23 protein-coding genes and 1 tRNA gene are annotated in these 26,776 nt (G+C 68.8%); 4 read left to right on the top strand and 20 right to left on the bottom strand.

Annotated elements, in window-relative coordinates; genetic code table 11:
• Positions 1-356: 356 nt before the first annotated feature.
• From ACIP60_RS15085 to ACIP60_RS15040, 10 genes are all read right to left on the bottom strand, one after another.
• Positions 357-2,690, bottom strand: coding sequence for a hypothetical protein (locus tag ACIP60_RS15085; RefSeq protein WP_400683835.1), 2,334 nt, complete (start codon positions 2,688-2,690; stop codon positions 357-359).
• Between the two features lie 45 nt (positions 2,691-2,735).
• A complete protein-coding gene (locus ACIP60_RS15080; protein WP_400683833.1) occupies positions 2,736-4,700 on the bottom strand; it encodes a site-specific DNA-methyltransferase in 1,965 nt (654 codons plus the stop codon).
• A 284-nt stretch (positions 4,701-4,984) separates the two neighbouring features.
• The gene (locus ACIP60_RS15075) at positions 4,985-5,650 is read right to left on the bottom strand and encodes an ATP-binding protein (RefSeq protein ID WP_400683831.1); all 666 of its coding nucleotides are present in this window, start codon (positions 5,648-5,650) and stop codon (positions 4,985-4,987) included.
• Between the two features lie 46 nt (positions 5,651-5,696).
• Positions 5,697-6,431: a class I SAM-dependent methyltransferase gene (locus ACIP60_RS15070; RefSeq protein WP_400683829.1), complete on the bottom strand. Its 735-nt coding sequence runs from the start codon at positions 6,429-6,431 to the stop codon at positions 5,697-5,699.
• Positions 6,432-6,465: 34 nt separating this feature from the next.
• Positions 6,466-7,152, bottom strand: coding sequence for a class I SAM-dependent methyltransferase (locus ACIP60_RS15065; RefSeq protein WP_400683827.1), 687 nt, complete (start codon positions 7,150-7,152; stop codon positions 6,466-6,468).
• 43 nt (positions 7,153-7,195) lie between these two features.
• The gene (locus ACIP60_RS15060) at positions 7,196-8,566 is read right to left on the bottom strand and encodes a hypothetical protein (RefSeq protein WP_400683825.1); all 1,371 of its coding nucleotides are present in this window, start codon (positions 8,564-8,566) and stop codon (positions 7,196-7,198) included.
• A 2-nt stretch (positions 8,567-8,568) separates the two neighbouring features.
• Entirely contained in the window at positions 8,569-9,333 is a 765-nt protein-coding gene (locus ACIP60_RS15055) for a hypothetical protein (protein ID WP_400683823.1), read from the bottom strand.
• Positions 9,334-9,376: 43 nt separating this feature from the next.
• Positions 9,377-9,961, bottom strand: coding sequence for a hypothetical protein (locus tag ACIP60_RS15050; RefSeq protein ID WP_400683821.1), 585 nt, complete (start codon positions 9,959-9,961; stop codon positions 9,377-9,379).
• Positions 9,962-10,109: 148 nt separating this feature from the next.
• On the bottom strand, positions 10,110-10,409 hold the full coding sequence (locus ACIP60_RS15045) for a hypothetical protein (RefSeq protein ID WP_400683819.1): 300 nt from the start codon (positions 10,407-10,409) through the stop codon (positions 10,110-10,112).
• Between the two features lie 80 nt (positions 10,410-10,489).
• Positions 10,490-10,999 carry a nucleoside-diphosphate kinase gene (locus ACIP60_RS15040; protein ID WP_400684196.1) on the bottom strand — a complete coding sequence of 170 codons (510 nt, stop codon included), beginning with the start codon at positions 10,997-10,999 and terminating at the stop codon, positions 10,490-10,492.
• 424 nt (positions 11,000-11,423) lie between these two features.
• Between ACIP60_RS15040 and ACIP60_RS15035 the strand changes: the two genes are divergently transcribed.
• Positions 11,424-12,089, top strand: coding sequence for an NUDIX hydrolase (locus ACIP60_RS15035; RefSeq protein ID WP_400683817.1), 666 nt, complete (start codon positions 11,424-11,426; stop codon positions 12,087-12,089).
• The gene (locus ACIP60_RS15030; RefSeq protein ID WP_400683815.1) at positions 12,086-12,499 is read left to right on the top strand and encodes an NUDIX hydrolase; all 414 of its coding nucleotides are present in this window, start codon (positions 12,086-12,088) and stop codon (positions 12,497-12,499) included. The genes ACIP60_RS15035 and ACIP60_RS15030 overlap by 4 nt, the downstream gene beginning before the upstream one ends.
• Before the next feature lie 529 nt (positions 12,500-13,028).
• Here the strand turns inward: ACIP60_RS15030 and ACIP60_RS15025 are convergent.
• The 5 genes from ACIP60_RS15025 to ACIP60_RS15005 all read right to left on the bottom strand — a co-directional run bounded on the left by ACIP60_RS15025 (position 13,029) and on the right by ACIP60_RS15005 (position 18,819).
• Complete coding sequence (locus ACIP60_RS15025) at positions 13,029-14,750, bottom strand: relaxase/mobilization nuclease domain-containing protein (protein WP_400684194.1); 1,722 nt, start codon at positions 14,748-14,750, stop codon at positions 13,029-13,031.
• An 8-nt stretch (positions 14,751-14,758) separates the two neighbouring features.
• Positions 14,759-15,493: a MobC family plasmid mobilization relaxosome protein gene (locus ACIP60_RS15020; RefSeq protein WP_400683813.1), complete on the bottom strand. Its 735-nt coding sequence runs from the start codon at positions 15,491-15,493 to the stop codon at positions 14,759-14,761.
• Positions 15,494-15,721: 228 nt separating this feature from the next.
• Positions 15,722-16,507 (bottom strand): DUF2637 domain-containing protein, encoded by a 786-nt coding sequence (locus tag ACIP60_RS15015; RefSeq protein ID WP_400683811.1) that lies wholly within the window; start codon positions 16,505-16,507, stop codon positions 15,722-15,724.
• Between the two features lie 423 nt (positions 16,508-16,930).
• Entirely contained in the window at positions 16,931-18,265 is a 1,335-nt protein-coding gene (locus tag ACIP60_RS15010) for a DUF3631 domain-containing protein (RefSeq protein ID WP_400683809.1), read from the bottom strand.
• Between the two features lie 302 nt (positions 18,266-18,567).
• Positions 18,568-18,819, bottom strand: coding sequence for a hypothetical protein (locus ACIP60_RS15005; protein WP_400684192.1), 252 nt, complete (start codon positions 18,817-18,819; stop codon positions 18,568-18,570).
• A 103-nt stretch (positions 18,820-18,922) separates the two neighbouring features.
• Between ACIP60_RS15005 and ACIP60_RS15000 the strand changes: the two genes are divergently transcribed.
• The gene (locus tag ACIP60_RS15000) at positions 18,923-19,591 is read left to right on the top strand and encodes a helix-turn-helix domain-containing protein (RefSeq protein WP_400683807.1); all 669 of its coding nucleotides are present in this window, start codon (positions 18,923-18,925) and stop codon (positions 19,589-19,591) included.
• Positions 19,588-21,186, top strand: coding sequence for a tyrosine-type recombinase/integrase (locus tag ACIP60_RS14995; protein WP_400683805.1), 1,599 nt, complete (start codon positions 19,588-19,590; stop codon positions 21,184-21,186). The genes ACIP60_RS15000 and ACIP60_RS14995 overlap by 4 nt, the downstream gene beginning before the upstream one ends.
• A 129-nt stretch (positions 21,187-21,315) precedes the next feature.
• Here ACIP60_RS14995 and ACIP60_RS14990 read toward each other — a convergent pair.
• From ACIP60_RS14990 to ACIP60_RS14970, 5 genes are all read right to left on the bottom strand, one after another.
• Positions 21,316-21,389, bottom strand: a tRNA-Thr gene (locus ACIP60_RS14990).
• A gap of 154 nt (positions 21,390-21,543) precedes the next feature.
• Entirely contained in the window at positions 21,544-22,194 is a 651-nt protein-coding gene (leuE, locus tag ACIP60_RS14985; protein ID WP_400684189.1) for a leucine efflux protein LeuE, read from the bottom strand.
• 148 nt (positions 22,195-22,342) lie between these two features.
• Entirely contained in the window at positions 22,343-23,974 is a 1,632-nt protein-coding gene (locus ACIP60_RS14980; protein WP_400683803.1) for an alpha/beta hydrolase, read from the bottom strand.
• Positions 23,975-24,161: 187 nt separating this feature from the next.
• Positions 24,162-25,259 (bottom strand): hypothetical protein, encoded by a 1,098-nt coding sequence (locus tag ACIP60_RS14975; protein WP_400683801.1) that lies wholly within the window; start codon positions 25,257-25,259, stop codon positions 24,162-24,164.
• 194 nt (positions 25,260-25,453) lie between these two features.
• Positions 25,454-26,659 carry a DNA polymerase III subunit delta' gene (locus tag ACIP60_RS14970; RefSeq protein ID WP_282206158.1) on the bottom strand — a complete coding sequence of 402 codons (1,206 nt, stop codon included), beginning with the start codon at positions 26,657-26,659 and terminating at the stop codon, positions 25,454-25,456.
• Between the last annotated feature and the right edge of the window lie 117 nt (positions 26,660-26,776).

Below are 26,776 nucleotides of genomic sequence, written 5' to 3'. Positions count from 1 at the left end.
CGGCCGCACCTAGATCTCGGATAGGGGCTCCACGATGACCTCGCGGGCCCGGTGCGGGCGTCTTTCGTGATGGTTGGCCAGGACAGGTGCAGGTCGCGGGCGGCCAGTATCCCGGCAGAGCTGGCGTCCCGCGCCTGCGGCGGCCCGCACGGGTGGTGATTCGCGCACACCGGTACCTGTCGCACCCTCGCCCATGATCCGGACGCCGCCGCAAGGCGAATGTGAAGGTTAGTCGCCAGGCGCGATGGCATGAAATCGCCATTCAGACTCTTCCAACGCGACCTCCCCCGAGGCCAAACTAAGAGGGCCCCGGGGGCAAGTATCTTTAACGTCGACGGGCACTTAAAGAGCTGGGCTTAAAGCTCTGAAATCAGGGCTTTTTTGACAGCTTCGACCGCCGTCTCTGTGAGAGAAATGCGCAGGGTTCCATCCTGCTTCAACCCCCACACAGTAAATCCCTCGCTGTCAATCTGGGTGACCTCGTCGGCGAATTTCCCCGGAGATACGAATCGGACCAGCAACTGGCCGGGCACATTTCGTACGCCACGGATCGATAGCAACTTCCGGCCCGTTTTATCTGCAAGGAGGTGAGGGCCTGTCGTATCAAGGGCGAATACGTCGCCACCCGACCAAACCAAGAAGTCGGGATAAAATGTCCGAGTCTTCCCCATAGTAATCAAGGGGATTCCGTATCCGCTGCGGCTTGGGTTGCGACACCATGGTAGACCAAGCGTGTCTAGCGCTCGGGCGAACGGCAGCTCCAGGGTCGGATTAAGGTCGCTATAACCCTCGTGCAGACTGTGCTCAAAAGTTTCGAGCGAATCTGGGCGCACTAGGATGGGCCCCACCTCGTACGGATTGGGCCGTTGCTGTTTCAGGACCACATTTGTGGCGTACGCATCTACAACGTCTGCTGCAACGCGGAGCACATGGGCATAGGCCGGCGAGCCAAATCCCACTAGAGCATCGAATTTTCCTTCGTGCGTAGGGGCAACTCCGAGAGCACCTTGGAATCGACGCCCGACCTCCCGAGAAAAAACCCAGCGCGCCGACACCTCATTAGTGTGCTCAAAATCCTCCCACACAAGCTCGGGCTGGCCACCCGTGAACGACTCGCCGACTGTGCGCTGCACGATGCTTCGCCCGCCGCTTGCTCGCGTGTTCGTCCCATCGTCTTTGCGATAGTCGGTAAGCATTCCCATAATGTCAGTGATGGGCTCGGCGGCGTATGAGGCATCGCGGGCAGTTTTGTAAATGGTGTGCAGCTTGCGAGGCTGGAGTAGTACCGGAGTGGTGCTTCCAGGGCTCGCAGCCACGAGACGCACCTCCGGCGCGTCCGTCTTCAGCTTGGTTGCTACAGCTGAGAGGATTTCGCTAAACACATTTCGCTTGTCGACACGCACGTAGAAGTGTGCAGTGTTCAGACGTTCCGAAGCGTAGTGCTGAGCGCCGGGCTGACGCAGCAGGCGACCAATAACCTGCTCGATCGCCACGTTCGATTCCATGCTTTTATCGACGTACGCGAAATAGCACCTCGGATCATCCCATCCCTCTTGAAGGCTGAGATTGAAGATAATATGCTCGTAATCGCCCTCTGCGAAGTTGACGTAGTCCTTATCCCCACCAGAAAAGAGGTTGAACTCAACTGGCGGAGGAAAGTGTCGATCGAACTTGAGAGAGCAGTAGACTGCGATCTTGCTTGGATCAACACCACACGTCTCTACGAGATATCGCCAGATCAGGATCGGCGGGGCTTCACGCGCAAGGAATGGGCGCCTAGGATCGTCGCTGCGCTGAGCGTCACCCTCAACGATATTCGTCTTGCAGACATAAATTGCTTTTGGCGATTGCAACTCTAGGAGCTTTGCCTGAGCAGCCGCGTCCTTCATGTCGGCGAGCATGGCTGAGACTGTCTCTTCCATCGGGGCTTCATATCCGGCAAGAAGGACAGTGCTCTTGATTAGGCCAGCTTCAACCACCGCAGAGGGCTCGACGGCCGTGACGAGATCACCATCTGCCCAGCCCTCTTTCTTCAACTCCTTGATTTCATCAGAGAGGCGGGCCGGTAGGCGCATAGTTGCGCTGGCCACAAGGAAGGCGTCGGGCTGAAGTTCCAACAGGAGATTCGTTTGCTGGTCGGAGAGATTGTGACCCTCATCATAAACAACCAGCAAAGGGCGGCGGTGACCTTCCGCGTCAGTACGGAATTTCAGGAGATCCCAGGTGCTAGCCTCAGCGGTATCGATATCGCAACGGAAGATCAGCCGGTCTCCGCGCTCTTTGTCTCGCTGGTTAAATGTCCCAACCGTGGCAAAATACAGCAGGGGATTAACGGCTTCCCGGACAACATCCGCATCATATTCGGCCAGTGTCGCGACATGGGTCTCACCCAACAGGTGGTGGTACTTACCGCCCGGAGAGAGGTTGGCCAATGATTGCTCGACAACTACGCGGCCCATGCTGAGCCAAAGTACAACTGGAGCAATTGGGAGGGTCGCAGAGATTCCGGCTACCGCGTCGGCCAGGATGACGGTCTTGCCGGAAGCCGTGATCGACGCAAGTGCTTGGAAAAAAGGCACTACTCGCGCTGCTGTGAGCTTTCCGCGCATGGGCGGGTCCGCGTAATAGCGGGCGAACCGCTCGGCGATCTCTGCGGACGCCTCTTGTTGAAAGTCCTTTAGCTCAAGCATGCTTCCCCCTCAGATGTCAGTACGCCGTCCCTGTGGCAGCAGCCTTCACTCTTCACTGAACGGCTCACCGCGCAGATCGAGGCCGAAGTCTCGGAGGATTCTATCGGGGATCTGATAGAACATCACATCATCGGTCTGGAAGAGGAACAGGCGTGCGTAGACGTGGTAGAGCGGCTTCAGGCCGGCGCTGACGGCCTCCTCGACCATCTCTTCATAGACGTCCTCGGTGAGGTTCGTGTTCTGGTCGGGGCCATCCCACACCAGGAAGAAGCCCTCGTCCTCCGCGTTGCGGGCCACGAGGTAGCGGTACGTTCCTGGCGCCTCGTAGCTGAGGCCAGGGCCGCGACGACGGTTGGAGTCGAAGTGCGAGGCGATGACGGTATCCGTCATCTCTCCCCGTTCCATGCTGAGTAGGGCAGCGGCATCCACCTTGCGGTCGAGGGCCGCGAACCGGAAGCCGCCTCCCAGGGGTTCGACTCGCTGACTCTGCCACTTGCCCTCAACCACACGCTGAAGTCGATCCGCGAGTAGCGAACGTGCGTAGCTGTCGCCGCGATCGGGTCGTCCCTGCTCGATCAGCACGAACCGACGGGTAGCACTGGTTTCAGCGTTAAGCCGCAAGATAGCGTGGCCTGTGGTTCCTGAGCCCGCAAAGGGATCGAGGACGATCCCGTCAAGCGGGCACCAGAGGCTGATGATCTTCTCGATAAGCTTTAGTGGCTTGACCGTATCGAAGCCATGATGCGGTCCGACCACGGCGTCGAGTTCGCTCACGCCGGTTTGGCTGTGCCCAGACGCTTCGTGTCCCCACGACACCGTGCCCAGAGCCATCGGCTCTGACTCATAGTCTTCGTCCGCCCAGAACGTAGTGGGTACGCGCCCCTGCTTCACGTCTTCCAGGTAATTCTTCAGCTGCGGCCTACCGGTGCCCCGCTGTCCAAAGTAGATCTGTGGCCACACTCCAGCTGCGAGCGCCTTCTCCGCAGCCTTCCGTGCCTGCGCTAGCGGTGTCTTGAGGACGATCCCCTTGACCGCTGGGACCTCAGCCTCCTTGACGCCAATGATCTTGGCCCGCTCGGCAGCATCGTTGAGGTCGCGTAGTTCATACTCCGCGCCCCACTTCTGGATCCAAACAAGCAGCTGACGCTGGGCGGTACGCCAGCAGCACCCAGCCTGGGGATAGTGAAGCTCCCCGGTGAAAGGCGACTGAATCGCATAGACCATGGTCTGGTTCTTGTGCGCCTTTGACCCAGAAGCATCCTTGGGCTTCCATGAACGAGGATCCCCGTCGGGAGACTTATACCGGGCATTCATTTCAGGGCTGCGCGGCAGGAGGGACGTGCTCGCCCTTGTCTCGTCCTTGGCGTAGACCAAGACATACTCGGTTGCCGTGCTGACGTGATTCTTGTCGTTGCGCGGCGCATATGATTTCTGCCAGTTAATGATGGCGAGGCGATTCTGCTCAAAGAACAGCTCGTCGAGCATTTGGCCGAGTCGGAACAGTTCGCGGTGATCGATGCAGATGGCAAGTACTCCACCAGGCTTCAGCATCGACTTCATCATTTGCAGACGCGGCCACATGAAACGCATCCACTTTGTGTGGCGCGCACCATCATCCGAACTCACGAACTCGCCAAGACCCGGGTCGTTGGGGTCGACGTCCCAGCGATCGTTATAGCGGAAGTCCCGGCCGGTGTTGTACGGCGGGTCTGCAACGATCAGATCGACCTGGCCGCGATCCTTATACAACGTGGCCATCGCTTGAAGGTTGTCGCCCTCGATGACTAGGTTGCGAGCACGCTCAGCTTCATCGCCTGCTCCGTAGGTCTTCAGTTCACGCAGGGTCCGAGGGCGGACCATGCGCCCGACCTTTCTGGCGTTGCTCTTGCCGGGGAAGCTGATCCGAATACCGGCTTCCTGCTGGGCTTGGATGAGCTCGATCAGCTCTGCGCGCGTCAGCTCCTCCAGTGTGGGGCTATCGATGGGGACTGGGATCACTGGCTCGCTCATGGTCGCCAAGCTTAGAGCGAAGTACTGACAGCGCGGGTCTGAACTCACCCACAGTGGCGATGAGACGTCGAGGCTGATGTGCTGCGGGCGTCGGAGAGGCGTCCGTTGTGGCCAGAGTCACTGCTACCGCAGGGCGAGAGCCTCATCCAGGTCGGCGCGTACGGTACATCTCTGCAGCAGCGATCGACGCTGTCTGGGCAGCCATCACGTTGATCAGCCTCTGCAGGCTGGTGGTCCAACTCCCGGTCACGGGCGGAGCCGAGTACTGCACTGCCTCAACACATCTAAAGCTCGCGCAGGCCGACCAAGACTCGTCCGATCAGCAGCGGGTCGGGCACTGGGCCGCTAGCTTCGGCTGGCTGCGTGCGCTCGTCGGCCTGCTCGGTGTGGCCTGAGCCGGATCGCCCGGGACCATGAAGGAGAAGTTCGGCCCAGACGACCTTCCCGGCCGTCGTCGTGGGGTAGTAGCCCCAGCGGTTGGTCATCTCGCTCACCAGGAACAGTCCGCGTCCGCCGGTGGCCTCCACGCCCACCTCTCGCCGTGCTGGCGGCCGGGGATCGCGGTCGGCGACCTGGACGAGCAAGCCTGTTCCCGTCAGCAGGAGCCCGAGCGTGAACGTGCCGACGCCGGCCAGGCTCGGGTATCCGGTGCTCTGCAGCTGATCGTTGGCCGGGTGGCGGATTGCGTTGGTGGTGAGCTCGGAGACGATGAGGTTGGCCGTCTCGATGACAGCGTCCGGGATCCGCCAGCGGCGCAGGATGTCGGCGGTGTGCCGGCGGGCCCAGGGCACCGCGTTGGGGGTGTCGGCCAAGGTCAGGTGGCTGACGTACGGACGGCCTTGCGACATGTGGTGCCTCCCGCTCGGGGCTGCGTAGGCGTGCGGGTGCCCGCTGTTGCCGTTGATCAGGTGGTCCCGCCGTCCCGTGGTGGCCGGATCGCCGGCCACCACGGGCAGAGGTCCTATGCGCTCCCGTGCGGATCGCTCGCGGGCGCGGCTACTTCGTGGCGATCACGTAGACGCTGGCCCACTGGCGCTTCGGGTTGGCCATGGTCGGGTCGAAGGTCCACGGCTTGACGGTCTTGAAGCCAGCCTCGGTGAAGAGCTGGGCGAGCTTCTCGTGGTCGTACGCCCAGTAGTGGGGGTTATAGGTCGGGTCGTCGTCCTGGTCGCGGAAGACGTAGTTGATGAGGTCGAGGTAGGTGTTGATATTGCCTCGGCACTGCCGCTTGGCGTACCACCGCTCGATCATCTCCGCGGCCTGGTTCGGCGGCGCCGGGTACTGGCTCAGGACGAAGGCGGCGTCCGGCACACCAGTGATGAGCTGCCCGCCGGGCGCGAGGACGCGGTGAGCCTCGCGGGCGTAGTGCATGGCGGAGCGGGGGTAGTCGATGTGCTCCAGGAAGTGCTCGGAGAAGATCGCCTCGGTGCTGGCGTCGGCGAGCGGGATACCCTCGCGCACGTCCCAAAGGAGATCGGCCGGCGGGACGATGTCGATGTTGAAGAACCCGTCGATGCGGTGGCCGCCACCGCCGATCTGGACCTTGCCCGGGCTCGGCGTGAGGATGCCGTCGGGGAGGGCGGCGAGGCTGGCCCGGTGGTGCCGGTGGAGGTCGACCTCTTTGAGGGTCGCTCGGAGTGTGCGCGCGAGGCCGTGGGTGGTCGCCGACGAGTCGAGAGCTTGGTCGAGCTGGGCGAGGAGGGCGGTTATCTGCTGGTCGTGCGGGGTCATCGTGTCTCGCTTCCTGGGTCGCCTGAGGTAAGGGTCAGGTGGTTCGGGAGCTGAGCTGGTCGATCTTCCACAGGCCCAGTCCGTTGCCGGGGTGGTGTCGGCCGTCGTCAGTGAAGTCGGTGTCGAAGTGCTCGACGGGCTCGGGCAGGTGAAACGGGGCTGCCTGGAGGTTGAGCGGGCGCCAGTGGGTGTCCGCGGTGTCGCGGTTCTCGGCAAGGTCGGCATAGGTGGTGGCAAGCAGGTACGACGAGCCGCTGTTGACCACGCGGCAGAGGAAGGCGAGCACCTCGTGGTGGGTGAGGTGAACGAGGCAGTCTCGCGCGATGACGAGGTCGCCAGCCGGGATCTCGTCGCGGCTCAGGTCGGCCTGCCGGAAGGAGACCCACTCGCTGCCGTGCCGTTCCTGGTTGCGCCGGACGAGGTCGGCGACGACGTCGAGGCCGACGTAGGCGTCCAGCTGGTCGAATCCGTCGACGTGGCGGATCCAGTTGACGTCTCCGCATCCGGCGTCGGTGATGGTGCGGATCGGGTAGCGCGCGAGGATCGAGGCGAGGGCGGCCCGGACCGCCTTGGTCTGCCGCAGCTCCGATCCGGGCCCGGAGACCGATTCGGGCGATCCCCAGTGGTTGGTGCGGTAGATCTCGGTGAAGAGCGCCTCAGCAGGCTGCGTGGGCACCGGCCAGGGGGCGGTGGACGGGCTGGTGGGGTCGTGGGTGGGCATACGTCTCCTCCGCGATTGGTCGTCGTGGGGCTTGGGGCAGCAGTCAGCGGCTGCTGTTGCGCATCAGCGTGTACTTGATGTCGACCAGGCGAGGCGCGATGCTCAGCGCAAGCTGCTCAGTCGGGTGGAGGTGCCCGGAGTCGTCCGGCTCGGCACGCCAGACGCGGTAGTCCAGGTTGGGGTAGGCCGGGTTGATGCCGATCTCGCCTTTGGGCATCGTGCCGTTGAACGGCGCGACGATGTCCATGTGGTTCCAGTAGTTCCAGGCTTGCAGGGCCTTGTGCTGGTCGAAGTAGAAGTAGAAGTCGGGGTACCGGCCGAAGCTGCGGAGCTCCCGGTGGATGAGATGGCCGAGCAGCGGGCCGAGCTGGGTGGCGAGGCTGTCGAACTCCCAGCGCGTGCGGTGCCAGGCTTCGGGCACTTGGCCGCTGGTGAAAAGCCGGGCGGCGACGAGGTAGCTGATCCGCTCGACGAGGTAGGTGCGGGCGTGGTCGGCGTCGATGGTCGGGTCCACCCGTCGGAGCAGGCTCACAAGCTGCTGCGGCCGGGGGCGGAACCGTGCGAGGTTGAACTTGCCGGCCATATCCGGGAAGGAGGCGAACAGCATCTCTTTGTAGAGCCAGTTGTTGAACTCCCCGAGGTCGGCCAGTTCTCGGGTCCGCGCCGAGGTGGAGTGGAGCATCAGGTACTCGGCGAGGGCCTCGAAGTAGAGGTAGCCGAGGATCGGCAACCGGGGGATGGCCGCGTCGAGCAACTGCAGGAAGCCGTCGGCTGCCACGATCGAGCCCTGGTAGACGATGCCGGCGGCCAGGGCCAGGAAGGCCGCCGAGTTCTTGACCCGGCCGACGACCGTCTCCCGCAGGTGGTGCCGCTCGGCCTTGCTGAGCAGGTATTCGAGGTCGGTGAAAATCTGCAGGTGGATCGAACCCAGCCGTAGATAGTCAACGCCCGCCAGTCCGCGGTATGCCTGGGGTGGCGCGGTGATCTCGAAGATCAGCGGTGTGGGCGCGCGCTCGGTCAGGCCGATCTTGGTGAGGGAGGCGGGGGCCTCCTTGGTGAGGACGTAGGCGGCCAGGTTGTGCATGCGGAAGCCACGGTCGGTTGGTGTGAGCGGCGCGCAGTAGATGCTGCCGACGAGGCATCCGCCGGAGGGGTAGAGCACGCCCTGCTGGCTGATCTCTTCCAGGGCGTGGGTGACGTGGAGCAGGTGCAGCTTGCCATCGCTGCTCAGGCTGTCGAAGAGCGCGTTCTTGCGGAGCAGGCTGCCGTTCGGTGTCTCGTCGGTCAGGCGCTTGTGCCAGGCAGCTGTCTGGGACGCCAGCGGGTCGCGCTGCCCAGCGTCGGGCGGCAGCAGCGCGGAGTCGAAGAAGGCGTGTGCGTCAGCCCACAGGTTGTAGGCGTCGCGGAGGCTCACGACTACACCAGCCCCTTCTCGGCGAGCGCGTACAGGACGGCCTCGGCACTGCTGGCCCCGGCGAGGTGGGCGGTCTCGGAGACGACCACGAGGTCGAAGGCAACGGCGCGGAGCTGCTCGAAGGCCGGCTCGCGGACGTACCGCGCGTCGGGCCACCAGCCGAGCTTCGGCAGGCGGTACCGGTCGAGCGCGTCGGCGGCCTTGACCAGGTCGCAGATGCGCTCGGCTCGGCCATGGTCCGCTCGGTCGTCCGCGCCGAAGGCTTCGTACGGCACGTCGTGCAGGCGGACGGCGGTTGCTGCCTGGATGATCCGCCGGGGTGTCGCCACCAAGCCGAAGTGGGTCCAGACGGTGTCGGCGTTGGCGGCCAGCCAGACGGCGGCACGAGCACCGTGGCCACGGTCGTCCTGGTCGTGTAGGCGCTGGCAGTCGTGGACGGCCGCTGCCAGGACGACCGTGGCGGTCTCGGTGTCGTCCAGCTCGTGGATCTCAGCGAGCAGAGCGGCCAGTGCGGCGGTTCGCATGCTGTGCCTGAGACCGTGGAGCGAGTCGTGGAGGCGAGGCTCCGCCAGCCACGTTGCCGGAAGAGCGGACCGGCTCAGGAGGTGCTTCGAGGTCGGCCGCAGGGGCGGCGGCCAGGCCGCGCCGAGGTCGGGCCGGTTGGCCGTGATCCACTCAACGGTTGCCGGGTCCATGTACTGGTGGTGCGGCAGCTGCCTTCGGGCAGCCAGGTCGACCAGACTCGTGGTCGTCGGGGTCGTGCTCATCTGTGCCCACCCCCTTCTGGTGGTCTACCGCGGTGACGTGCTCCTACCGGATCGGCACGGCCTGTACCTCGCGGGCCTTGCGCTCCTGCTCGGCGGCCTCGAAGGCGGCGGCGAAGTCGGCCAGCTCCTGCTCGCTCATCAGCGTCACGCCGAGCTCGGCGGCGACGTCGACGATCTGGGCGGACGCCTCGTCGCGGGCGGCGTCCGAGGCACCGTCGTCGAGCAGCACCTCGAACTCGGCGTGGTAGCCCCATGCCTCGCTCCACTTGAGGGCGATCTCCACGCCCTGGAAGCGGAAGTTGTGGCGGAAGTTGAACGCCTCGTGCATCGCGGACTCGAAGCCGAGCGCGTTGAACACCTTCACGGCCGCCGGGACGTCCTCTCGGGCGATCGCGAACTCGGTCTCGTGGAAGGCGGCGCCCTGGCCGATCTTGCTGCCCTTGAGGGTGATCTTGGCGGTGCCGGCAGCCGTGTTGTCCGTGACCTTCAGCAGCTGCTCGGGCAGCACGTAGAAATAGATGTGCTTGGCGTCGTCGCCCAGGTCCTCGCCGTCCTTCCGCAGACGGTCCATGAGCTGGGCGTGGGTCTCCTTGTCGAAGCGGGCGCGCATCTCGATCTCGACAGCCACGGTCGTGTCTCCTCGTTTCAGACATGGCGGATCCAGCCGAACCAAGGCGGGGCGGCCCCTCGCTGGTCCGGATGGGCTATATGGAGTTGGTGGTGGAGCCGGGTGGTGCGGCGGCAGTCACTTCACCGGCCGCACCACCCGAGATGGATCAGCCCAGGTCGCCGAAGCGCTCCCGGATCACACCGGCATGCAGGTAGTTCGGCAGCGGGACGCCGCCGACCGCCACGCGGCTGGTCGCCACCTGGTCCTCGGTCTCGTTCGGGAAGCCCTCCAGGAGCTGGAGGCACTGCTGGACCCACTCGCGGGACTTGGGCCAGTCGCCGGCGTCACGGAGGCTGACCGCCAGCGCGTAGGCGGTCTCGGTGGCCGCCCAGCGGTCGGTCGCCAGCTCGCGCTGGAAGATCGACTCCAGCTCCTCGGCGGAGGCCAGGCGGGTCTGGTTGGTCATGGTGCCCTCTCAGATCGGACGGTGGTACCCCGGTGGTGGTCAACGCAGCGGCGTCTCAGTGGTGACGCCGCGATCTGCCATCAGTTGGTGAAGATCTCGGCCAGCGTGCGGTACTCGTGCAGCTCGTCCTTGTCGAACCACAGCTCGACTTCCTGCGCGGCCTCCTCCTTGTTGCCGGAGGCGTGGACCAGGTTGGCCACGGCCTTGCCGACTGCCACGCTGCCCGCGGAGCTCATGTGCGAGAGGTCGCCGCGGATCGTGCCGGCCGGAGCCTGGTTCGGGTAGGTGCTGCCCACGATCTTCCGGACGGTGGCGATGGCGTCGTAGCCCTCCAGCACCAGGGCAATGACCGGCCCCTGCTGCATGAAGGTGGCCGTGAGGTTGTAGACCTCGGATCCGAGCCGTTCTTCGAGGTCGAAGTAGTGCTTGCGGGTGAACTCCTCGTCCATCCACTTCATCTTGGCGCCGACGATCTTCAGCGCGGCGTCCTCGAAGCGCGAGATGATCCGGCCCCCGAGGCCGCGTACCAGCGCGTCGGGCTTGAGCAGGACGAGCGTGCGCTCGACCGTGTGGACCTGGTCCTCGGCCATCAGTTCCCTTTCAGCTTTCTGAAATTCAGACATGACGAACGATCAGCCCGTCCTGAACTGAGGTTACCGGCGCTGGCGAACCACTTTCGGCGCTCCGACCTACCCTCCGAACGGGTGAACCCTGCACGCCCCGGTGGTGTTCGGTCCGCTGCCCTGTCGGCACGGCGGTCTCACGGGCGCAATCGCCCAACTCGCTGTCCTGCTTCGGGTACTCACCTAGAATCTCCGATGGGGTCGGCGTGTATGTCCTGTTGCTCACGGGTGCTTCCAGAACTCAAGTTGCCTAGATGAGCCTGGCCTTGGGGTGCCGATCGCAAGTCTTCCGGTTTCCACGCCGCGCAGCGATGAAGCGCCAGTGCAGTCGATGTGCATCTTCGACGCACGCCTCCTGCACTGCAGCGACCACGACGGAGAGGGAACGGCGTTGGACGTCATCGAGGTCTGGAGCGGTCGTTACGCCTGCCTGCTCCAGTCCGCCCTCCGCCTCACCAACGAGGCTTTCGCCAATCAGCTCGGGATCGCGGTGAGAACGGTGGCCGCGTGGCACGCTGACCCCTCGGTCGTACCGAGAACTGAGATGCAGCAGCTCCTCGACGCCGCGCACGAGAGAGCTACCGACGCGGCCCGTCAGCGCTTCGCCCTCCTGGCAGCGAAAGAACGTGGCGGCGGAGCCTCCGAGTTCGGCACACCAGCTGCGCAGGTCCTGCGGGTGGCCATCTCGGTTGTCCTCCGGCAGGACGACGTGCTGCTGGTCTGCCGGCGCGACGACGACGCGTCCGGGATCACCTGGCAGTTCCCGGCTGGGGTGATCAAGCCCGGCGCGAAGCCGGAGACCGCGACCGTCCGGGAGACCCTGGACGAAACCGGGGTCCACTGCGCCGTCCGCAAGAACCTCGGCAGCCGCCTCCACCCCGTGACAGGCGTGCTGTGCGAGTACTTCCTGTGCGAGTACCTGGCCGGCGAGGCAACCAACAGCGACGCCGTCGAGAACGTCGACGTGATGTGGGTTCCTCGAAACTCGGTGACCCGCTTCATCGACGCCGATACGATCTTCCCACCCATCCTGGCCGCCCTGGAGGAGCAGACGTGACACAGCAGACTGCAGAGGAACGCCCGGGCATTGCCGCCGCGATCGTGGTCCACGAAGGCCGCGTCCTGATGGTCCGGCGGCGGGTGAGCGAGGGCCAGCTCTCCTGGCAGTTCCCGGCCGGTGAGATCGAGGCCGGCGAGTCGCCCGAGGAGGCGGCTGTCCGTGAGACAGCGGAGGAGACCGGACTGGGTGTGGCCGCCGTCAAGCTCCTGGGCGAGCGGGTACATCCGAAGACCGGTCGGCTGATGTCGTACACGGCCTGCGAGGCCGTCAGCGGCACCGCTGAGGTGGTCGACACGGAGGAGCTGGACCAGCTCGCGTGGGTGGGTCTCGCCGAGATCCCCGAGTATGTGCCGTATGGACTCTTCGAGCCGGTGCAGGCGTACCTAGACAACGCGCTCACTGCCTGACCGATGCTCTACGGGCGGCCACCCAGCAGGTGGCCGCCCGTAGAGCTGTTGGTCTAGTCCCAGGTGGTGCCTGTGAGCAGGCCGTCGAAGGCAAGTGCCCGCACGGCGGTGTTGTAGTCGTCCCACTCGTCCCACTCGTGTTCGGGGGCGGTGAAGTGCAGCTCGAAGTAGGCGCGGGTGAGGTCGGGCTCGTGCCATTCGGCCGCGCACCGGCATCGGACGAAGACCTGGTGGCGGACGTTGAGCAGGAGCCAGTCGCGGCGGGCGCGGCATCGGGGCAGATGATGGGGATGCCACGGGCATCGAGTTCGCCGGGGTGAGCGACGGCGCGGATGACGCTTCGGTGGTGGCCGTCGTGGTCGATGCCGGGGTTGATCAAGTGGTGCCCTTTCAAGTCGGTTGACGATCGGCAAGCACACAAGACGCACGGCGGCCGGGATGGTTCCCGGCCGCCGCAGACGACATCAAATCGACATCTCAGCAGGGCTGTTAGCTCATTGACCGAGGATTCGGACCCGGTCGCTGGTGGTCAGCGGCGTCGGGCCTGGGTGCCGGGCTGCTGGAGGGCGGCTGTGGTAGTCGGGTTGGTGACGTGGTGGCGAACGGTCGGGGCGGCGGACGAGCGCAGGAGTGCCGCCTCGACGGTGCGGTTGGGTGCGGGGTTGTAGCTGGTGTGCTGGATTCGGGCGATGAGGACCTTGGCTGGCAGGCGGGCGCTGCCAAGTTCGCGGCGGGCGGCGGCCTCGGCGAGGAGCTGGTGGGGTACGTGGCCGCTGGCCTCGGCGTCGGCGAGCACGGTGGCGAGAGCGGGCCAGTTGGGGTCGGCGAGGATCCGTGTCGCGTGGTCGGGGATGGCGGCGCGGACATCGCTGGCAAGGGTGTTGCGGGTCTGCTCCTTGGGTTGGCGCTGGACGAGGAACGCGAGCTGGTCGGCGGCGGCCCGGTCGTAGGCGGCCTGGAGGTGCTGGACGGTTCGACGCGCGGCTTCGGCCTGCTGGGCATGGCCCTTGGCGGTGTGCCAGCGCTGGGAGAGGACCGCGGCCCAGGTGAGAGCCGCGACGAAGACGGCGAGGGTGCTGCCGTCCTTGCCGCTGCTGGCGTGCACAAGGTCGCGGGCCGCCCGCCGCAGACCGGCTGCCGCCGTGTGATCGGCACGAATCTGGGAGCGCTGGGCGCGGGCGAAATTCTTTGCTGCTGCTCGGAGTTCGGCACGCAGGTCCTGGGGCGCAGTCTGGGCGGCGGCCTCGATCAGTTCACCGAGGGCGGTGATGTGCGCCTGCGCACGCGCGTCACCACTGTCGTCGGCGGTGTCGTGGTCGGTGGTGAAGGTGTCGAGGGCATTGGTGGCGTGCTGCCAGCGGGTGGCGGGCTTGTTGCGGCGGGCGGTGGGGTGCTCCTCCGGCTTGCCGGCCGCAAGGAGTGCCTGGAGCTTGGGCAGGGACAGGTCGGGGGCGATCTTCCCACCGGGGATGTAGTTCGGCTGCCCGTTGGCCTTCAGGTCGCCGGAGCGAGCGACGGAGTAGCCCCGAAGGTCGCCGGACGGGAAACGGAGGATCTTGACCTCGACACCATCGGCCTGGAGGTAGGCGAGAAGCTCCTCAGCGTTGCTCGCGTGGGGAATGGCGGCGCGGATGCGGTCCTGGAGCCACTCGCGGCTGTTCTGTTCCCAGCCGAGGCGCTTGGCCTTGTGCATCTCGGCCTGGGTGGGGCGGCGTTCGGCGGTCCGGTCGCCGGTCCCGAGCTGACGCAGGCCGTAGTCCTTCTCGATCTCGCGGCACTGGGCGCCGACGCGCTGGCCGCTGTTGTGGAGCTTGGGGCGGCGGCCGTCCTCGCGGACAGTGGTGGCGAGGATGTGAATGTGGTCATCCGCGTGGCGCACAGCGATCCAGCGGCAGGCGAGGTCGTCGTCCTTGGGGGCGATGCCGGCGGCCTGGACGATGCGTTCGGCGATCTCGCCCCATTCGGCGTCGGAGAGGTAGCGGTCCTCGGGTGCGGCGCGTACGGGGCAGTGCCAGACGTGGTCGGTGAGCTTCTTGCCGGGCTCGCTGTTGCGCAGGCGGACGGGCTCGTCGAGGTAGCGGGCGAGCTGGGTGAGGGTGGCGTTCTCGTCGCGGCCGGGGTCGGGCATGGCGAGCATGGCGAAGCCAGCGACGATGTGCGGGTCGCGGTGCTCGTCGTGGCGGCCGGGTCCGTAGAGGTAGGCAAGCAGGCCGCGGGTGTTGGAGCCGGGGTTCTTGATGGGGGCGATCACGGCGGTGTTCAATCTTCCTGGTTGGCGAGCTGGCGAAGGGCCTCCGCGATCTCGGTGAGCAGGCCGTGCAGTTCGGCGAGGGTGCGGCGGATGTCGACCGGAGGCTCGTATCCGCCGTTGAGGGCTCGGGCGATCTGGTTGACGTTACTGGCGATACCGCTGATCTGGCGAAGGACGCGGGCGCGGAACTCGTGGATGAGTCGGCGCTCTTCCGCCAGGGGCAGGTCGATGAAGAACCGGCCGACTATGAAGGCCAGGACCACGTCGGCGGCGAACCCGGACAGACCGCGGTAGCCATTGGCGGTGGCAGCCGCACGCAGTCGAGGTTCTTCCTCGGGTTCGAACCGCAGAGGGCCGACGCGCTCTTCGCGCTTGGTGCCGGTGTAGCGGCGGTTCTTCGGCGCAGCATCATCGACGGTGCTGTGGTCGGAGGACTCGTCGTCGGTCTCGATCGGGCGGACGTCGGCAAGGATCTGCTGCTGGACGGCAAGGAGCTTGTCCGGGTCGGGGCTACCCTCGGCCCCGACCTCCTGGCCCGGCGCGCCCTCGCGCTGGGCCGCCTCGGCCACCCCTGGGGCGGAGATCCCGCGAGTCCGGCCACGAGTCGGACTCGCGGTACTACTGGCTCCGCCAGGGGCTCGGTTGCCGAACGCCCACTGCCAAAGACCCTTTACGGTATGGGATTTACTCCTCTCCTTCGCGCTCTCGCCGGTGGTGCCGTCGGGGTGATGGGTGTCGGTCACGGGTTGATCTCCTGTAGCAGGCGGTCAAGGTGATGTGATGCGAGCAAGCTGCGAACGCGGCGCACGAACCTATTCGGGCGGCAAGCGGTTCGGCGGAAGAGCGATCCGGTCCATTGGCGGATCTCGCTGAACACCAGGTGGACATCCGCCAGACCCTTGGCGGTGACGTGGCCGCCCGCCAACGCCGTACGGATCATTGGCGGGCAGCCGTCCCGGATCGGTGGCGTGTCAGGCGGGCAGCGGATGCTCGCGTGCCTGCTCAGGCGTGCGTTCGACGTTCTTGAGCGGAGGCCCAGCTTGCTCGTCCCGCAGGAGCGCCATCAGCTCCGTCCGGCGCTTGCTGCTGATCGGAACCTTGGCGTTGCTGAGAGCCTGCTCGACCACGGCGACGCTGAGGCCGTGCTCGGCGACGATCGGCCGCATCATCTCCACGAGTTGGTCCATGGTCTTCGCCGGTGGACGTCCGGTGCGCTTGCGAAGGACGACTGGCTCTTCGTCTGGAGTCAGGTCGTCTTCCCTGCGCTCTGTGATCGGCACGGGGCTGGGCGGGGTGGGCTGGACTACCAGGGTGGGATTGGGGTTTTCGTGGAGCGGGAGTTCGTCCTCGACAGGCTTCGGTTCGGTGGCGCTGGTGCCGTGGGTGAGGAGGGTACCGCCGAGGAAGGCGAGGGCGGGCCATCCGGCGACCAGGATCCGCAGCCAGGCGGGGACGCGGTCGAGGTCGAGGAGCCCGGCGGTGGAGACGTTCGCGCCGAGGGAGGCGGCCAAGGCGATGGCGAACCAGGTCCAGGCGGTGCCGGCCGGGCGGTCGCTGGTGCGCAGGGTCCGCATCCGGTTCCAGGCGGCGACGAGCAGCAGGTCGACCGAGACGGGGTAGGCCCAGGCTTTCCAGCCGTGCTGCCCGGCGGCGTCGGCGATGTCGTGGAGGTGGGCGAAGGACAGGGCGCCCGCGATGGCGGCCTGGACGAGGACGGCGTCCGGGCGGAACGTGCGGCGTGGGCGGGTGACGGGCATGCGGAAGGTGGTCCTCGCAGGTGGAGTGGGTGGTGTGTGGAAGTGCCGTCTTTGCCGTCTTGCCGTCTCGGAGCCCCTCCCCGAGGCTGCTGGCGGGTGCGGCTTCGGGGAGGGATGTTCAGTTTCGGGACGGTCGCGTCATCCGTCTCGGGACGCTTATCCGTCCCGGGCGGACGGCCTTTGACCTGTGGTTTTACGGCAGGGACGGCTGGGACGGCACAAGACGGGTGTGGTTGCCGTCCCGGCCAGGGCCCGCCGCTCGCGCCCCGGATGGGGGCGGCGGCGGGCGGGGACGTCTGCCGTCCCGACAGCGGCTTGATCCGTCTCGGTACGGATGCCGGTGCCGTCTTGGCGTGGTGTTCCGTCTCGGCGGCGGGTGCGGTGACCTGCGCTGTTACGGCTGGGACGGCACCACGGGGGTGGTCAGCCTCTGCTGGCCATGGCGCTGGTCGTGCTCGTGGCGGCGCTGCTGCCGGTGGTGGGGTGAACGGTGGGGCAATAGCGGCGCCAGGCGTCGAGAAACTTGTTGCGCAGGTAGCCCTTGCGCTGGGTTCCGTCGGGCATGCGGACGTTGCCGGAGGAGATGCCGAACTCGCGCAGCATCGCGCCCAGGCCGCGCGGGGTCAGCCCGCCCCGGCCCGTTTCGGCCCAGGGGGCTTCGGGGTCGCCGTTGAGGGTGAACAGCAGTTGGTCGGTGGCGATGCTCTCCGGCTCCCCGGCGGCGTGGAAGACGCGGCGGATGTCGGCGAGGATCCGCGCCCCGCCGGGGTTGTCCTCTTCGCTCTGCACCTCGGCGTCGACCATCCGCCGGCACGCCTGGCGGGCCAGGCGCGGCCAGTGGCCTCCGGCGAGGTCGGCGACGATCACCAGGGGCTCCCAGGTGTCGGCCGCGCGGTCCTCCACCGGCATGCGCGGCTCCCAGTTCAGGGCCCGGTCGGCGAGCGGCGCGCTCCAGCGGGCGAGCCGGTCGCGGACGGCGTGCAGGGAGGGGCTGTCGCGCTTGGTGCGGTACGGTGCCACGGACTCGCCCTCGGCTCGGCGGCGCATCCGGACCACGATCGAGCGGTCCATGATCGTGTCGGGCAGGTCGCCGATCCCGGCGATGGCCGCCATCGCGAAGGTGTGGAACTTGCGCGGGGTGTGGTCGTTGCCGACCACCCGCAGCACGTAGCGGTCGCGCTGGTGCCCGGCGTTCAGCAGGCCGCGCATCTCCTCGTTCTTCTCAGCCATCTTCGGGCTGCCGAAGATCGTGTCCGCCTCGTTGACCAGCAGGGTCGGCGGCTCCTCGGTGATCGAGCGGAACACCGCCGCCGGGGTCGAGTTCACCGTCAGCACCGGCTGGTGGACCGTCTCGGTCAGCACGTCCAGCAGCCGCGACTTGCCGCACCGCTTCGCCGGGCCGACCACCGCCAGCCGCGGCGCGTGCTGCCACGAGCCCTGCAGGTGGGTCGCCGCCACCCACAGCGTCACGGCATCCAGGGCCTGCTCGGACGGCAGGATCACGAACCTGGCGATCAGGTCCTTCAGCTGCCGGAGCACCTCGGAGCCCTCGCCGGCCTCGGCGTCCGGCATCGCGTCGACCCAGGCCACGGCGGCGGCCGTGGCGGTCTCCGCCCCGGCGGAGTCCCGTCCACAGCCTGTGGACGGAGCGACGAGAGGGGTGTCGTGGTGGGCCCCGGGCCCGCCGGGCCTGGCGACCGGCGGCCAACCGGGCACGGAAGGGGCTGTCCTGTCGGGCTGGTGGGACGTAAACTCCATGCTGAAGCTCCAGACTGGGGCGCGGGACCTGATCCGTCGCGCGCCGCCGATGAAGGTCGTGGATAGGGACTTCGCCAGGCCCTCGGTGTTCGCAGCACCGGGGGCCTTCGTGCGTCCCGAGCGGGTGGGCGCAAAAGGCCACGCCCACCCAACTCGAAGGATCTGCAAACACGTTGGCGGTGGCGCCCGGCGGCCTGCGCCGCTGGGGGACCACGAACCTACGCAGACGCGCCTGGAAGATCCACTGCTGGCGGGCAAGTCCGCCCACGGCAGACAGGCTTGTCGAACGGGCTCTCGCCAAGTCAAGCTGCATCTGCCGCCACCCCCTCCCCCACCGTCGCGTCGATGCCGAGCAGGCGCAGGAGGTCCGCAGTGATCACGCGGTACTTCTTGCCCAGCCGGAGCACCCGGCAGGGGTAGTCGCCGAGACGGGCCAGCTCGTAGCCCTTGCTCCGCCCCAGCCCGATGGCGCGGTTGGCGGTGTCGAGATCGATGGCCGCCGGCAGCGCGAGCAGCTCGGCCCGACCCATCCCCTGCACCGCCACCGACGTCATATCAGTTCGCACATGAACTCCAAATCCGAGACTTCCCCACCACGGCGGGGTCGCGGCCCGGTGCCGCAACGGAGAGAAGCTTTCCAGTGGCTAATGTGTCGATATGACACAACGCCGCGAGGAACACTGGTCCATCGACGACGAAGAAGCGCCCGAGTGGCACGAACGGATCACCAAGGACGTGATCCGAGCAATCACCCGCAGGAGGAAGGACCTTGGACTGTCCGCACAGGACGTGGCCGACGCAACAGGCGACTTGGGCTACGAGATCCCTCGGAACGTCATCGCCAACTGGGAGTCCGGCAGGCGAAAGACGATCACGATTCCCGAGCTGATCGTCGTGGCCGAGGCCTTGGACATCGCACCGGTCGAGCTGCTCTTCTCCCCCGCCCTGGGCGGCAGGTTCGACTACCTGCCGGAGATGCTCAGCGACCGCTGGTCAGCACTCACCCACTTCACCGGCGAGGCCCGCCACTCGCTCGAGATGTACCGGCTCCGCCTCTACCGGGAGCACGAACGGATCTGGCAGGAGCTCCGAGAGGAGCACCACGACGCGTTCCAGCTGGAATTCCGACCGTTCCGGGAGAACTGGCCTCCTGGCTCACAGGAGAAACTCGACGCTTTCGTCGTGGCCGTCCGCGAGCGACTTCAACCCGTCAGGGCACACCTGCGCGAGATCGGCCTGGAAGTCCCGCACCTCGCGTCGAATCTCGACTTCCTCGACGCCGAACTCCCCCCGCTGAACACCGATACCGACCAGGAGGACGAATGAAGGGTTCCACCTACCACCGCTGCTACTGCCGCGACGCCGCCACCGGCAAGCCGCTCGGCAAGGCGTGCCCGAAGCTCGGCAGCCGCAAGCACGGCGCCTACTCGATCCGCCAGGAGCTGCCCAACGCCGAGGACGGCACCCGCCGTTCGTTCAACCGCTCCGGCTACGGGACGCTCAAGGAGGCCCAGGCCGACCTCGACCACGTCCGCGGTCTGCTAGCCCTCGGCAAGGACGACGGCGAGGACCTGGCCCTGATCGCCGACCTCCTAGTGAAGGTCGCCGACGAGAAGGCCAAGCTGCCCGACGTTGAGGAGACCCGCAATCGCCTGAAGACCGGTCAGGACCTCTCGACCCGCGTCACCGTGGGCGAGTGGCTCGACACCTGGCTGGCCGGCAAGAAGATCCGCAAGTCCGGCCTCACCCGCTATGAGTGCGACGTCCGGATCCACCTCAAGCCCCGCATCGGGCACATCCGCGTCGACCGGCTGCGGGTGAGCACGCTCGCCGAGATGTTCACGGCCATCGCCGACGCCAACGAGGAGATCCTGGAGAACAACGCCCTGCGGCACGCGCTGAAGGCCGAGCTCGCCACGGTCCCGAACAAGGGCGCGGAGAACCGCGCCCGCCGCAAGGCCCTGCACGCCGAGCTCGCCGGGATGCCGCCCTTCCGGCGCACGACCGGCGCGGCCACCCGCCAGCGCATCCGGGCCACGCTCCGGACCGCCCTGAACGCCGCCATCCCCGAGGGCCTGATCACCCTCAACCCGGCCGCCCACGTCAAGCTCGACCCGGCCACCAAGCCGAAGGGCCTGGTGTGGACACCTGAGCGGGTCGCGCAGTGGCGGGAGACCGGCGTGAAGCCCTCCCCCGTGATGGTCTGGACGCCACAGCAGACCGGCGCGTTCCTTGACTCCGTTGCTGAAGACCGCCTGTACGCGATGTGGCACGTGATCGCCTTTCGCGGCCTTCGCCGGGGCGAGGCGTGCGGGCAGCTGTGGTCCGAGACCAACCTCGACGACAGCTCGCTGACCGTGACGACCCAGCTCGTACAGGACGGCTGGGAGGTCGAGGAGTCCGACCCCAAGACCGACGGCAGCTTCCGGACCGTGGCGCTCGACGACGACACGGTGGCCGTCCTGCGGCGCCACCGCGAGCAGCAGCAGAAGGAGCGGGCCGACTGGGGACCGGCCTGGAAGGATACTGGCCGGGTCTTCACCAACGAGGACGGCTCCTGGCTCCACCCCGGCAAGGTCACCGAGATGTTCGCGCGGCTGATCGCCGCGTCCGGGCTGCCGCCGATCCGCCTGCACGACCTCCGCCACGGCGCGGCCACGCTCGCCCTCGCCGGCGGGGTGGATATGAAGGTGGTCTCCGAGATGCTCGGCCACTCCTCCATCAAGATCACGTCGGACACCTACACCAGCGTCCTGCCCGAGATCGCCAAGGGCGCCGCCGAGGCCGCCGCGCGGCTCGTCCCCCTCCAGCGGAAGACCGAGGCCGAGGCCCGCACCAAGGCTGCGGCCGAAGCCGAGAGGGCCGAGCGGAAGGCCGCGAAGAAGAAGGCGAAGACCAAGGCCAAGAAGGCCAAGGTCTGACCTGAGATCAACGCCCGCGCTCACGCATCGCTCACGCAGGCGATCTTGTGGCGCGCCGCCGAGACATGCCTGCACGCCGAGAAAGCACAAAACCCCAGGTCACGGCGAGTGAGTCCTGGGGTTTCGCAGAGCCGCCTATGGGATTCGAACCCATGACCTACGCATTACGAGTGCGTTGCTCTGGCCAACTGAGCTAAGGCGGCACCGCTGCCGGTGACCCGGCCCGGTGAGGGCAAGGGTCGCATCGGCAACGCGCGCCAGTCTACACAGTTTCCGGAGGTGATCCGTACGCGCCCACCGGGCGGGCGGCCCGGTGGGCGGCCCCGACCTGCGGCCCCGGCGGGGCGGGGGCCGGGGTCAGGCGGAGGAGGCGGCGAGTTTGGCGGCGAAGCCGGCGAAGAGGACGGCGACGGCGGAGGTGAGGCCGGCGGAGAGGCGCTTGCGGCGGCGGAAGGCGTTGGCGAGCGTGGTGCCGGTGAAGATCAGGAGGGAGAGGTAGAGGAAGGAGAAGGCCTGGAGGATGCCGCCGAGGAGGGCGAAGGAGAGGACGGGGGCGCCGTAGGAGGGGTCGACGAACTGGGTGAAGAAGGAGAGCAGGAAGAGGATGGCCTTCGGGTTGAACAGGCTGACCATCAGCGCCCGGCGGAACGGCCGCTCGGTGTCCTCGGTGGTGCCGTCCTGGTCGGGGGCCGCGGCGAGGGCGCGCTCGCGCCACATCTGGCGGGCGGCCCGGAGCATGCCGTAGCCGATCCACAGCAGGTAGGCGGCGCCGCCGAACCGGACCACCGCGAAGACCGCGGGGTTGGCCCGGAGCAGGGAGGACGCACCGAGGGCGGTGAGGCTGATCAGGACGAGGTCGCCGAGGAAGACGCCGCAGGCCGCCCGGTAGCCGGTGCGGACGCCCTTGCGGGCGGCGACGGAGAGCACGTAGAGGGAGTTGGGGCCGGGCAGCAGGACGATGGCCAGGGCGCCGAGGACGTAGGTGGCCAGGTCGTGGACTCCGAGCACTGCGGTCTCCAGGGGGCGGGTGGAGCGGACGGGGGCGGGACGCCGAAGGGGCTGCGCCATGGTAGCCGCCAGCCCCTTCACGCGTGGACACTCCTGACAGGTGGACACTCCTGACAGCCTTCAGCCTGGAGAACGCCCCGCGCCCCGCTCAGTCCTTGCAGACCTTCCCGTTCGCTGGCGCCTCCCCGCCCAGCAGGTAGCCGTTGACCGCGTCGTCGACGCAGGCGTTCTGCCGCTGGTACGCGGTGTGCCCGTCGCCCTCGTAGGTGAGCAGCCGCCCGGCCTCCAGCTGCCCGGCCAGCGACTGCGCCCAGGCGTACGGGGTGGCCGGGTCCCGGGTGGTGCCGACGACCACGATCGGGTCGGACCCGGCGGCCCGGACGGTGTGCGGGGCGCCGGTGGCCCTGTCCGGCCAGTAGCCGCAGCCGAGCGCCATCCAGGCCATGTCGCGGCCGAAGTGCGGGGCGGCCTTCCGGAAGGCGGGGAGGGCGGCGGTGACCGCGGCCGGGTCGGCGAACGGGGCGGGCAGGTCGAGGCAGTTGACGGCCATGTTGGCGTACATCAGGTTCTCGTAGCTGCCGTCGTCGCCGCGCCCGTAGTAGCTGTCGGCGAGCTTGAGCAGCGCGCTGCCGTCGCCGGCCAGGGCGGTGGTCAGGGCCTCGCGCAGGTAGGACCAGAGCGATTCGGCGTACATCGCCTCGGCGACGCCGGTGAGCGCCTGGGCCTCGGTCAGCGGGCGGTTCTGCTCGGTCGGCAGCGGCTCGGCGTCGAGCTGCGCGAACAGCGCGTCCAGCTTCCGGCCGGCCTCCTCGGCGCTGCGGCCGACCGGGCAGTCGTCGCGCTTGGCGCAGTCCTCGGCGAACGCCGTCCAGGCGGTCTCGAAGCCGCCGGCCTGGGTGAGGTTGCCGGTGGCGGCGTCCAGCGAGGGGTCCATCGCGCCGTCCAGGACGACCTTGCCGACCTTGCTCGGGAACAGGCCCGCGTACGTCGCGCCCAGGAAGGTGCCGTACGACTTGCCGACGTAGTTGAGCTTCCGGTCGCCGACCAGCGCCCGCAGCACGTCCATGTCGCGGGCCGCCTCCACGGTGGAGACGTGGCCCAGCAGGTCGCCCGCCTGCGCCCGGCAGCCGGCGGCGAACTCCTTGTCGGCGGCCACCAGCGCGTCGGTCTCGCCCTGGTCGTCGGGGGTGAGGTCGGTGGCGGTGTACGCGTCCATCCGCGGGCCGGTCAGGCAGGTGATCGGCGCGGACCGGCCGACCCCGCGCGGGTCGAAGCCCACCAGGTCGAAGCTGGAGCGCACGCCCGCGTCGTAGTGCCCCGCGACCCGCTCGGTGTAGTCGATCGCGGAGCCGCCCGGCCCGCCCGGGTTGAGCAGCAGCGAGCCGATCCGGTGCCCCGTGCCGCCCGCGGGCTTGCGGACCGCGGACAGCTCCACGTCGTGCCCGTCGCCGGGGTGCGCGTAGTCCAGCGGCACCTTGAAGGTGGTGCACTCGAACCCGGAGTCGCACGGCTTCCAGCTCAACTGCTGCGCGTAGTACGGGGCCAGCGCGGCCGGCACCTCGACCGGCAGCGGCTCCAGCGGGGTGGCCCCGGGCGTGGGGGCGCCGCCCGCCGCGCCACCCGTCGCTCCGCCCGCCACGCTGTCCGCCGAGCGGCCCCCGGCACCGGACGGCGTGCCGGACGCGGCCGGGTGCCCGGACGTACAGCCCGCCAGCAGCAGCGACACGGCGGCGGCCAGCGCGGTGGCGGCGACCGGCCGGCGGGTCCGGGCGACTCTCATGACGGTGGGTCCTCTCCCCTGGGAACGGCGCGGCGGCCGGGGCCGGCACCGGGAGGCCGAGCCTAGCTGGCGGCACCGCCAGGCCCGGCGACTCGCCCACCCACCACCCCGGCCGGCCGATCGCCGCACCGCCGATCGCACCACAGCCCCGCGTCCGACGGCGTAACCCCGCGCCCGCCGCCGGCCGCTACTTGGCGAGCTGCTCCGCCAGGTACTGCACCGCGACCCGCACCAGCCGCAGCCGCTCCCGCTCCGGCGTGTAGTCCTGCACCACCTCGGACGTCCGCACCTCGGCCCGTGACCTGGCGTCCCGCAGCGCCGCCTGCACCGCCCGTCCGGACGCCAGCCCGGCCGCGTCCCGCTTCGCCGCGGCCAGCAGCAGCCGCCCGCCCGCCGCCCCGGGCGCCTCCGCCGCCGCCCCGGCCAGCGCCCGGGCGTCGTACCGGCCGGAGACCGCCGCGGCCGCCCCGTACAGGTCGGGACGGGCCAGCCCGGCCGCCGCCGCGCAGGGCGCGCCGCCGTCCACGCCGAGCACGCTCCACGTCGCGGGGCCGGCCGGCAGGGTGCGGAAGGCCGCGCCGACGGCCGCCCGCAGCGCCGCGTCGTCCGCGACCGCCTGCGGGGCGGCGGCCACCAGGTCGCAGGGGTGCCCGGTGCCGCCGGGGGCCTCGGGGGCGACCACCACGAACGGGCGGGCCTTGCCCTGCTGCGCCGCCGACGCCACGCCGTCGAACACGTCCGGCAGGTCGGCGTCGGCGGTGCGCCCCGGCGTCCCGGAGTGCAGCACGATCACCGGGAACCGGTCCGCCGGGTTCTTCCCGTACTCGGCGGGCAGCCACACCCGCACCGCCCGCGCCCGCCCGTCCGGACCGGGCACCGCGCCCTGCACCAGCTCCCCGCCCGCCACCTTGCCCACCGACGCGAACGCCACCGCGGACGCCACCGCCGAGGCCGTCGTCGAGGCCGCAGACGCCGGCACCGACGCGGGGGACGACCCGGCCGCCACCAGGTCTGCACTGCCCGCGGGCCGGTCCGCCGCCACCACCGCCACGGCCCGCCCCGCCCCGCCCCGCTCCCCCAGCAGCACCGCCACCCCGAGCGCGCTCACGCACATCAGGCACAGCCCCGCCGCCCCCGCCCGCACCAGCACCGGCCGCACCTCCGCCGCCAGCTCGTACGTCTGCGCGGACCGCAGGTCCCGCCAGCGCACCATCGCCGCACGGGCCAGCCAACTGCCCGCCACCGCGGCCACCAGCAACAACAGGACCAGGAGCGAACGGGGCATGGGGACGCACCACCTCGGGGAAGGACCGGCCGCCGGACGCGAGCGCGTGGTCAGTGCACAGGGTGCAAGACCACGCGCCCCCTCGCCCGAGGGCGGTACGGGCGTCTCCGCACGTTCACTCGAACGAGCGACGGCCGGACGGCCCCACAGCATTCCCTCGGCGTCCCGCAGCGCCCAGGGCCACCCCCGCGGGTTCAGCCCGCCCGCAGCGCCACCGTCATCGCCTCCACCGCCAGCAGCGGGTCCACGTTCCGGTCCAGCGCCCGTCGGCAGGCCAGCACGGCCTCGATCCGGCGCAGCGTGTGCTCCGCCGTGCCCGCCCCCGCGACCCGCTGCAGCGCCGGGCGCTGGTCCTCGTTCGCCAGCTCGCCGACCGCGCCGAACTGTAGGGCCAGCACGTCCCGGTAGAAGCCCAGCAGGTCGCCGAGCGCCACGTTCAGCGTCTCGCGGCGGGTCCGGGTGGCCCGGCTCTTCTGCCGCTTCTCCAGCTCCTTGACCGCCCCGGCCATGCCGCGCGGGGCCCGGCTGCCCTCCGCCGCGCCGTACGCGGCCCGCAGGTCCTCGCTCTCCCGGGTGTCCTGGGTCTCGGCCAGCGCCTCGGCGTCCGCCTTCGCGGTGTCCACCAGCCGCTGGGCGGCGGCCAGGCAGCCGCCCAGGTCGGCGACCTCCAGCGGGATGCGCAGCACCTCGGCCCGCCGCGAGCGGGCCTGCTCGTCCACCGCGAGCCGCCGCGACCGGTCGATGTCGCCCTGCCCGGCCAGCGCGGCCAGCCGGGCCGCCTCCGGCTCCACCCCGTCCCGCCGGACCAGCATGTCGGCGACCGCCTCCGCGGCGGGCGTGCGCAGCACCAGCAGGCGGCAGCGCGAGCGGATCGTCGGCAGCACGTCCTGCACGGACGGCGCGCACAGCAGCCACACCGTCCGCGGCGAGGGCTCCTCGACGCCCTTGAGCAGCGCGTTCGCGGCCGCCTCGGTCAGCCGGTGCGCGGCGTCCACCATGATCACCGACCAGCGGCCGCCGGTCGGGTAGCTCGCCGCCCGCAGCACCAGCTCGCGCATGTCGCCGACGCCGATCGACAGGCCGTCCGTCCGCACCTGCTTCACGTCCGCGTGGCTGCCCGACAGCACCGTGTGGCAGCCGTCGCAGAAGCCGCAGCCGGGCGTCCCGCCGAGCTCCAGGTCCGGGCTGGTGCACTGCAGCGCCGCCGCGAACGCCCGCGCCGCCGTCACCTGCCCCGCACCCGGCGGGCCGGTGAACAGCCAGGCGTGCGTCATCAGCGAGGCGTTGCCCTCCGCGGGCCCGCCCCGCCCCGCCAGCACGCTCGCCCGGGCCGCCCGCGCCGCCGCCTGCAGCTGCTCGACCACCCGGTCCTGGCCGACCAGGTCGTCCCACACACTCACGCCGCGCTCCTCCTCGCCGATCCCGCCCCGCCGAGCCTAACCCCGCCCGCGGACAGCACCGACGCGCCGACCTGGAACCCGGGCCCGGAACGCAGCGGCGCGGGGAACCGCGCGGGG

This window comes from Kitasatospora sp. NPDC088783, from assembly GCF_044750705.1.
Classification (GTDB): Bacteria; Actinomycetota; Actinomycetes; order Streptomycetales; family Streptomycetaceae; genus Kitasatospora; species Kitasatospora fiedleri.
The sequence above is the reverse complement of the archived record's forward strand: the minus strand, read 5'-3'. Positions and strand labels throughout refer to the sequence as shown.

Excerpts from the sequence above, each read along its gene's own strand:
- ACIP60_RS15085 (WP_400683835.1), bottom strand. The coding sequence starts at position 2,690 with ATGCTTGAGCTAAAGGACTTTCAACAAGAGGCGTCCGCAGAGATCGCC.
- ACIP60_RS15080 (WP_400683833.1), bottom strand. The coding sequence starts at position 4,700 with ATGAGCGAGCCAGTGATCCCAGTCCCCATCGATAGCCCCACACTGGAG.
- ACIP60_RS15070 (WP_400683829.1), bottom strand. The coding sequence starts at position 6,431 with ATGACCCCGCACGACCAGCAGATAACCGCCCTCCTCGCCCAGCTCGAC.
- ACIP60_RS15065 (WP_400683827.1), bottom strand. The coding sequence starts at position 7,152 with ATGCCCACCCACGACCCCACCAGCCCGTCCACCGCCCCCTGGCCGGTG.
- ACIP60_RS15055 (WP_400683823.1), bottom strand. The coding sequence starts at position 9,333 with ATGAGCACGACCCCGACGACCACGAGTCTGGTCGACCTGGCTGCCCGA.
- ACIP60_RS15045 (WP_400683819.1), bottom strand. The coding sequence starts at position 10,409 with ATGACCAACCAGACCCGCCTGGCCTCCGCCGAGGAGCTGGAGTCGATC.
- ACIP60_RS15040 (WP_400684196.1), bottom strand. The coding sequence starts at position 10,999 with ATGGCCGAGGACCAGGTCCACACGGTCGAGCGCACGCTCGTCCTGCTC.
- ACIP60_RS15015 (WP_400683811.1), bottom strand. The coding sequence starts at position 16,507 with ATGCCCGTCACCCGCCCACGCCGCACGTTCCGCCCGGACGCCGTCCTC.
- ACIP60_RS15010 (WP_400683809.1), bottom strand. The coding sequence starts at position 18,265 with ATGGAGTTTACGTCCCACCAGCCCGACAGGACAGCCCCTTCCGTGCCC.
- ACIP60_RS15005 (WP_400684192.1), bottom strand. The coding sequence starts at position 18,819 with ATGACGTCGGTGGCGGTGCAGGGGATGGGTCGGGCCGAGCTGCTCGCG.
- ACIP60_RS15000 (WP_400683807.1), top strand. The coding sequence starts at position 18,923 with ATGACACAACGCCGCGAGGAACACTGGTCCATCGACGACGAAGAAGCG.
- ACIP60_RS14995 (WP_400683805.1), top strand. The coding sequence starts at position 19,588 with ATGAAGGGTTCCACCTACCACCGCTGCTACTGCCGCGACGCCGCCACC.
- ACIP60_RS14980 (WP_400683803.1), bottom strand. The coding sequence starts at position 23,974 with ATGAGAGTCGCCCGGACCCGCCGGCCGGTCGCCGCCACCGCGCTGGCC.
- ACIP60_RS14975 (WP_400683801.1), bottom strand. The coding sequence starts at position 25,259 with ATGCCCCGTTCGCTCCTGGTCCTGTTGTTGCTGGTGGCCGCGGTGGCG.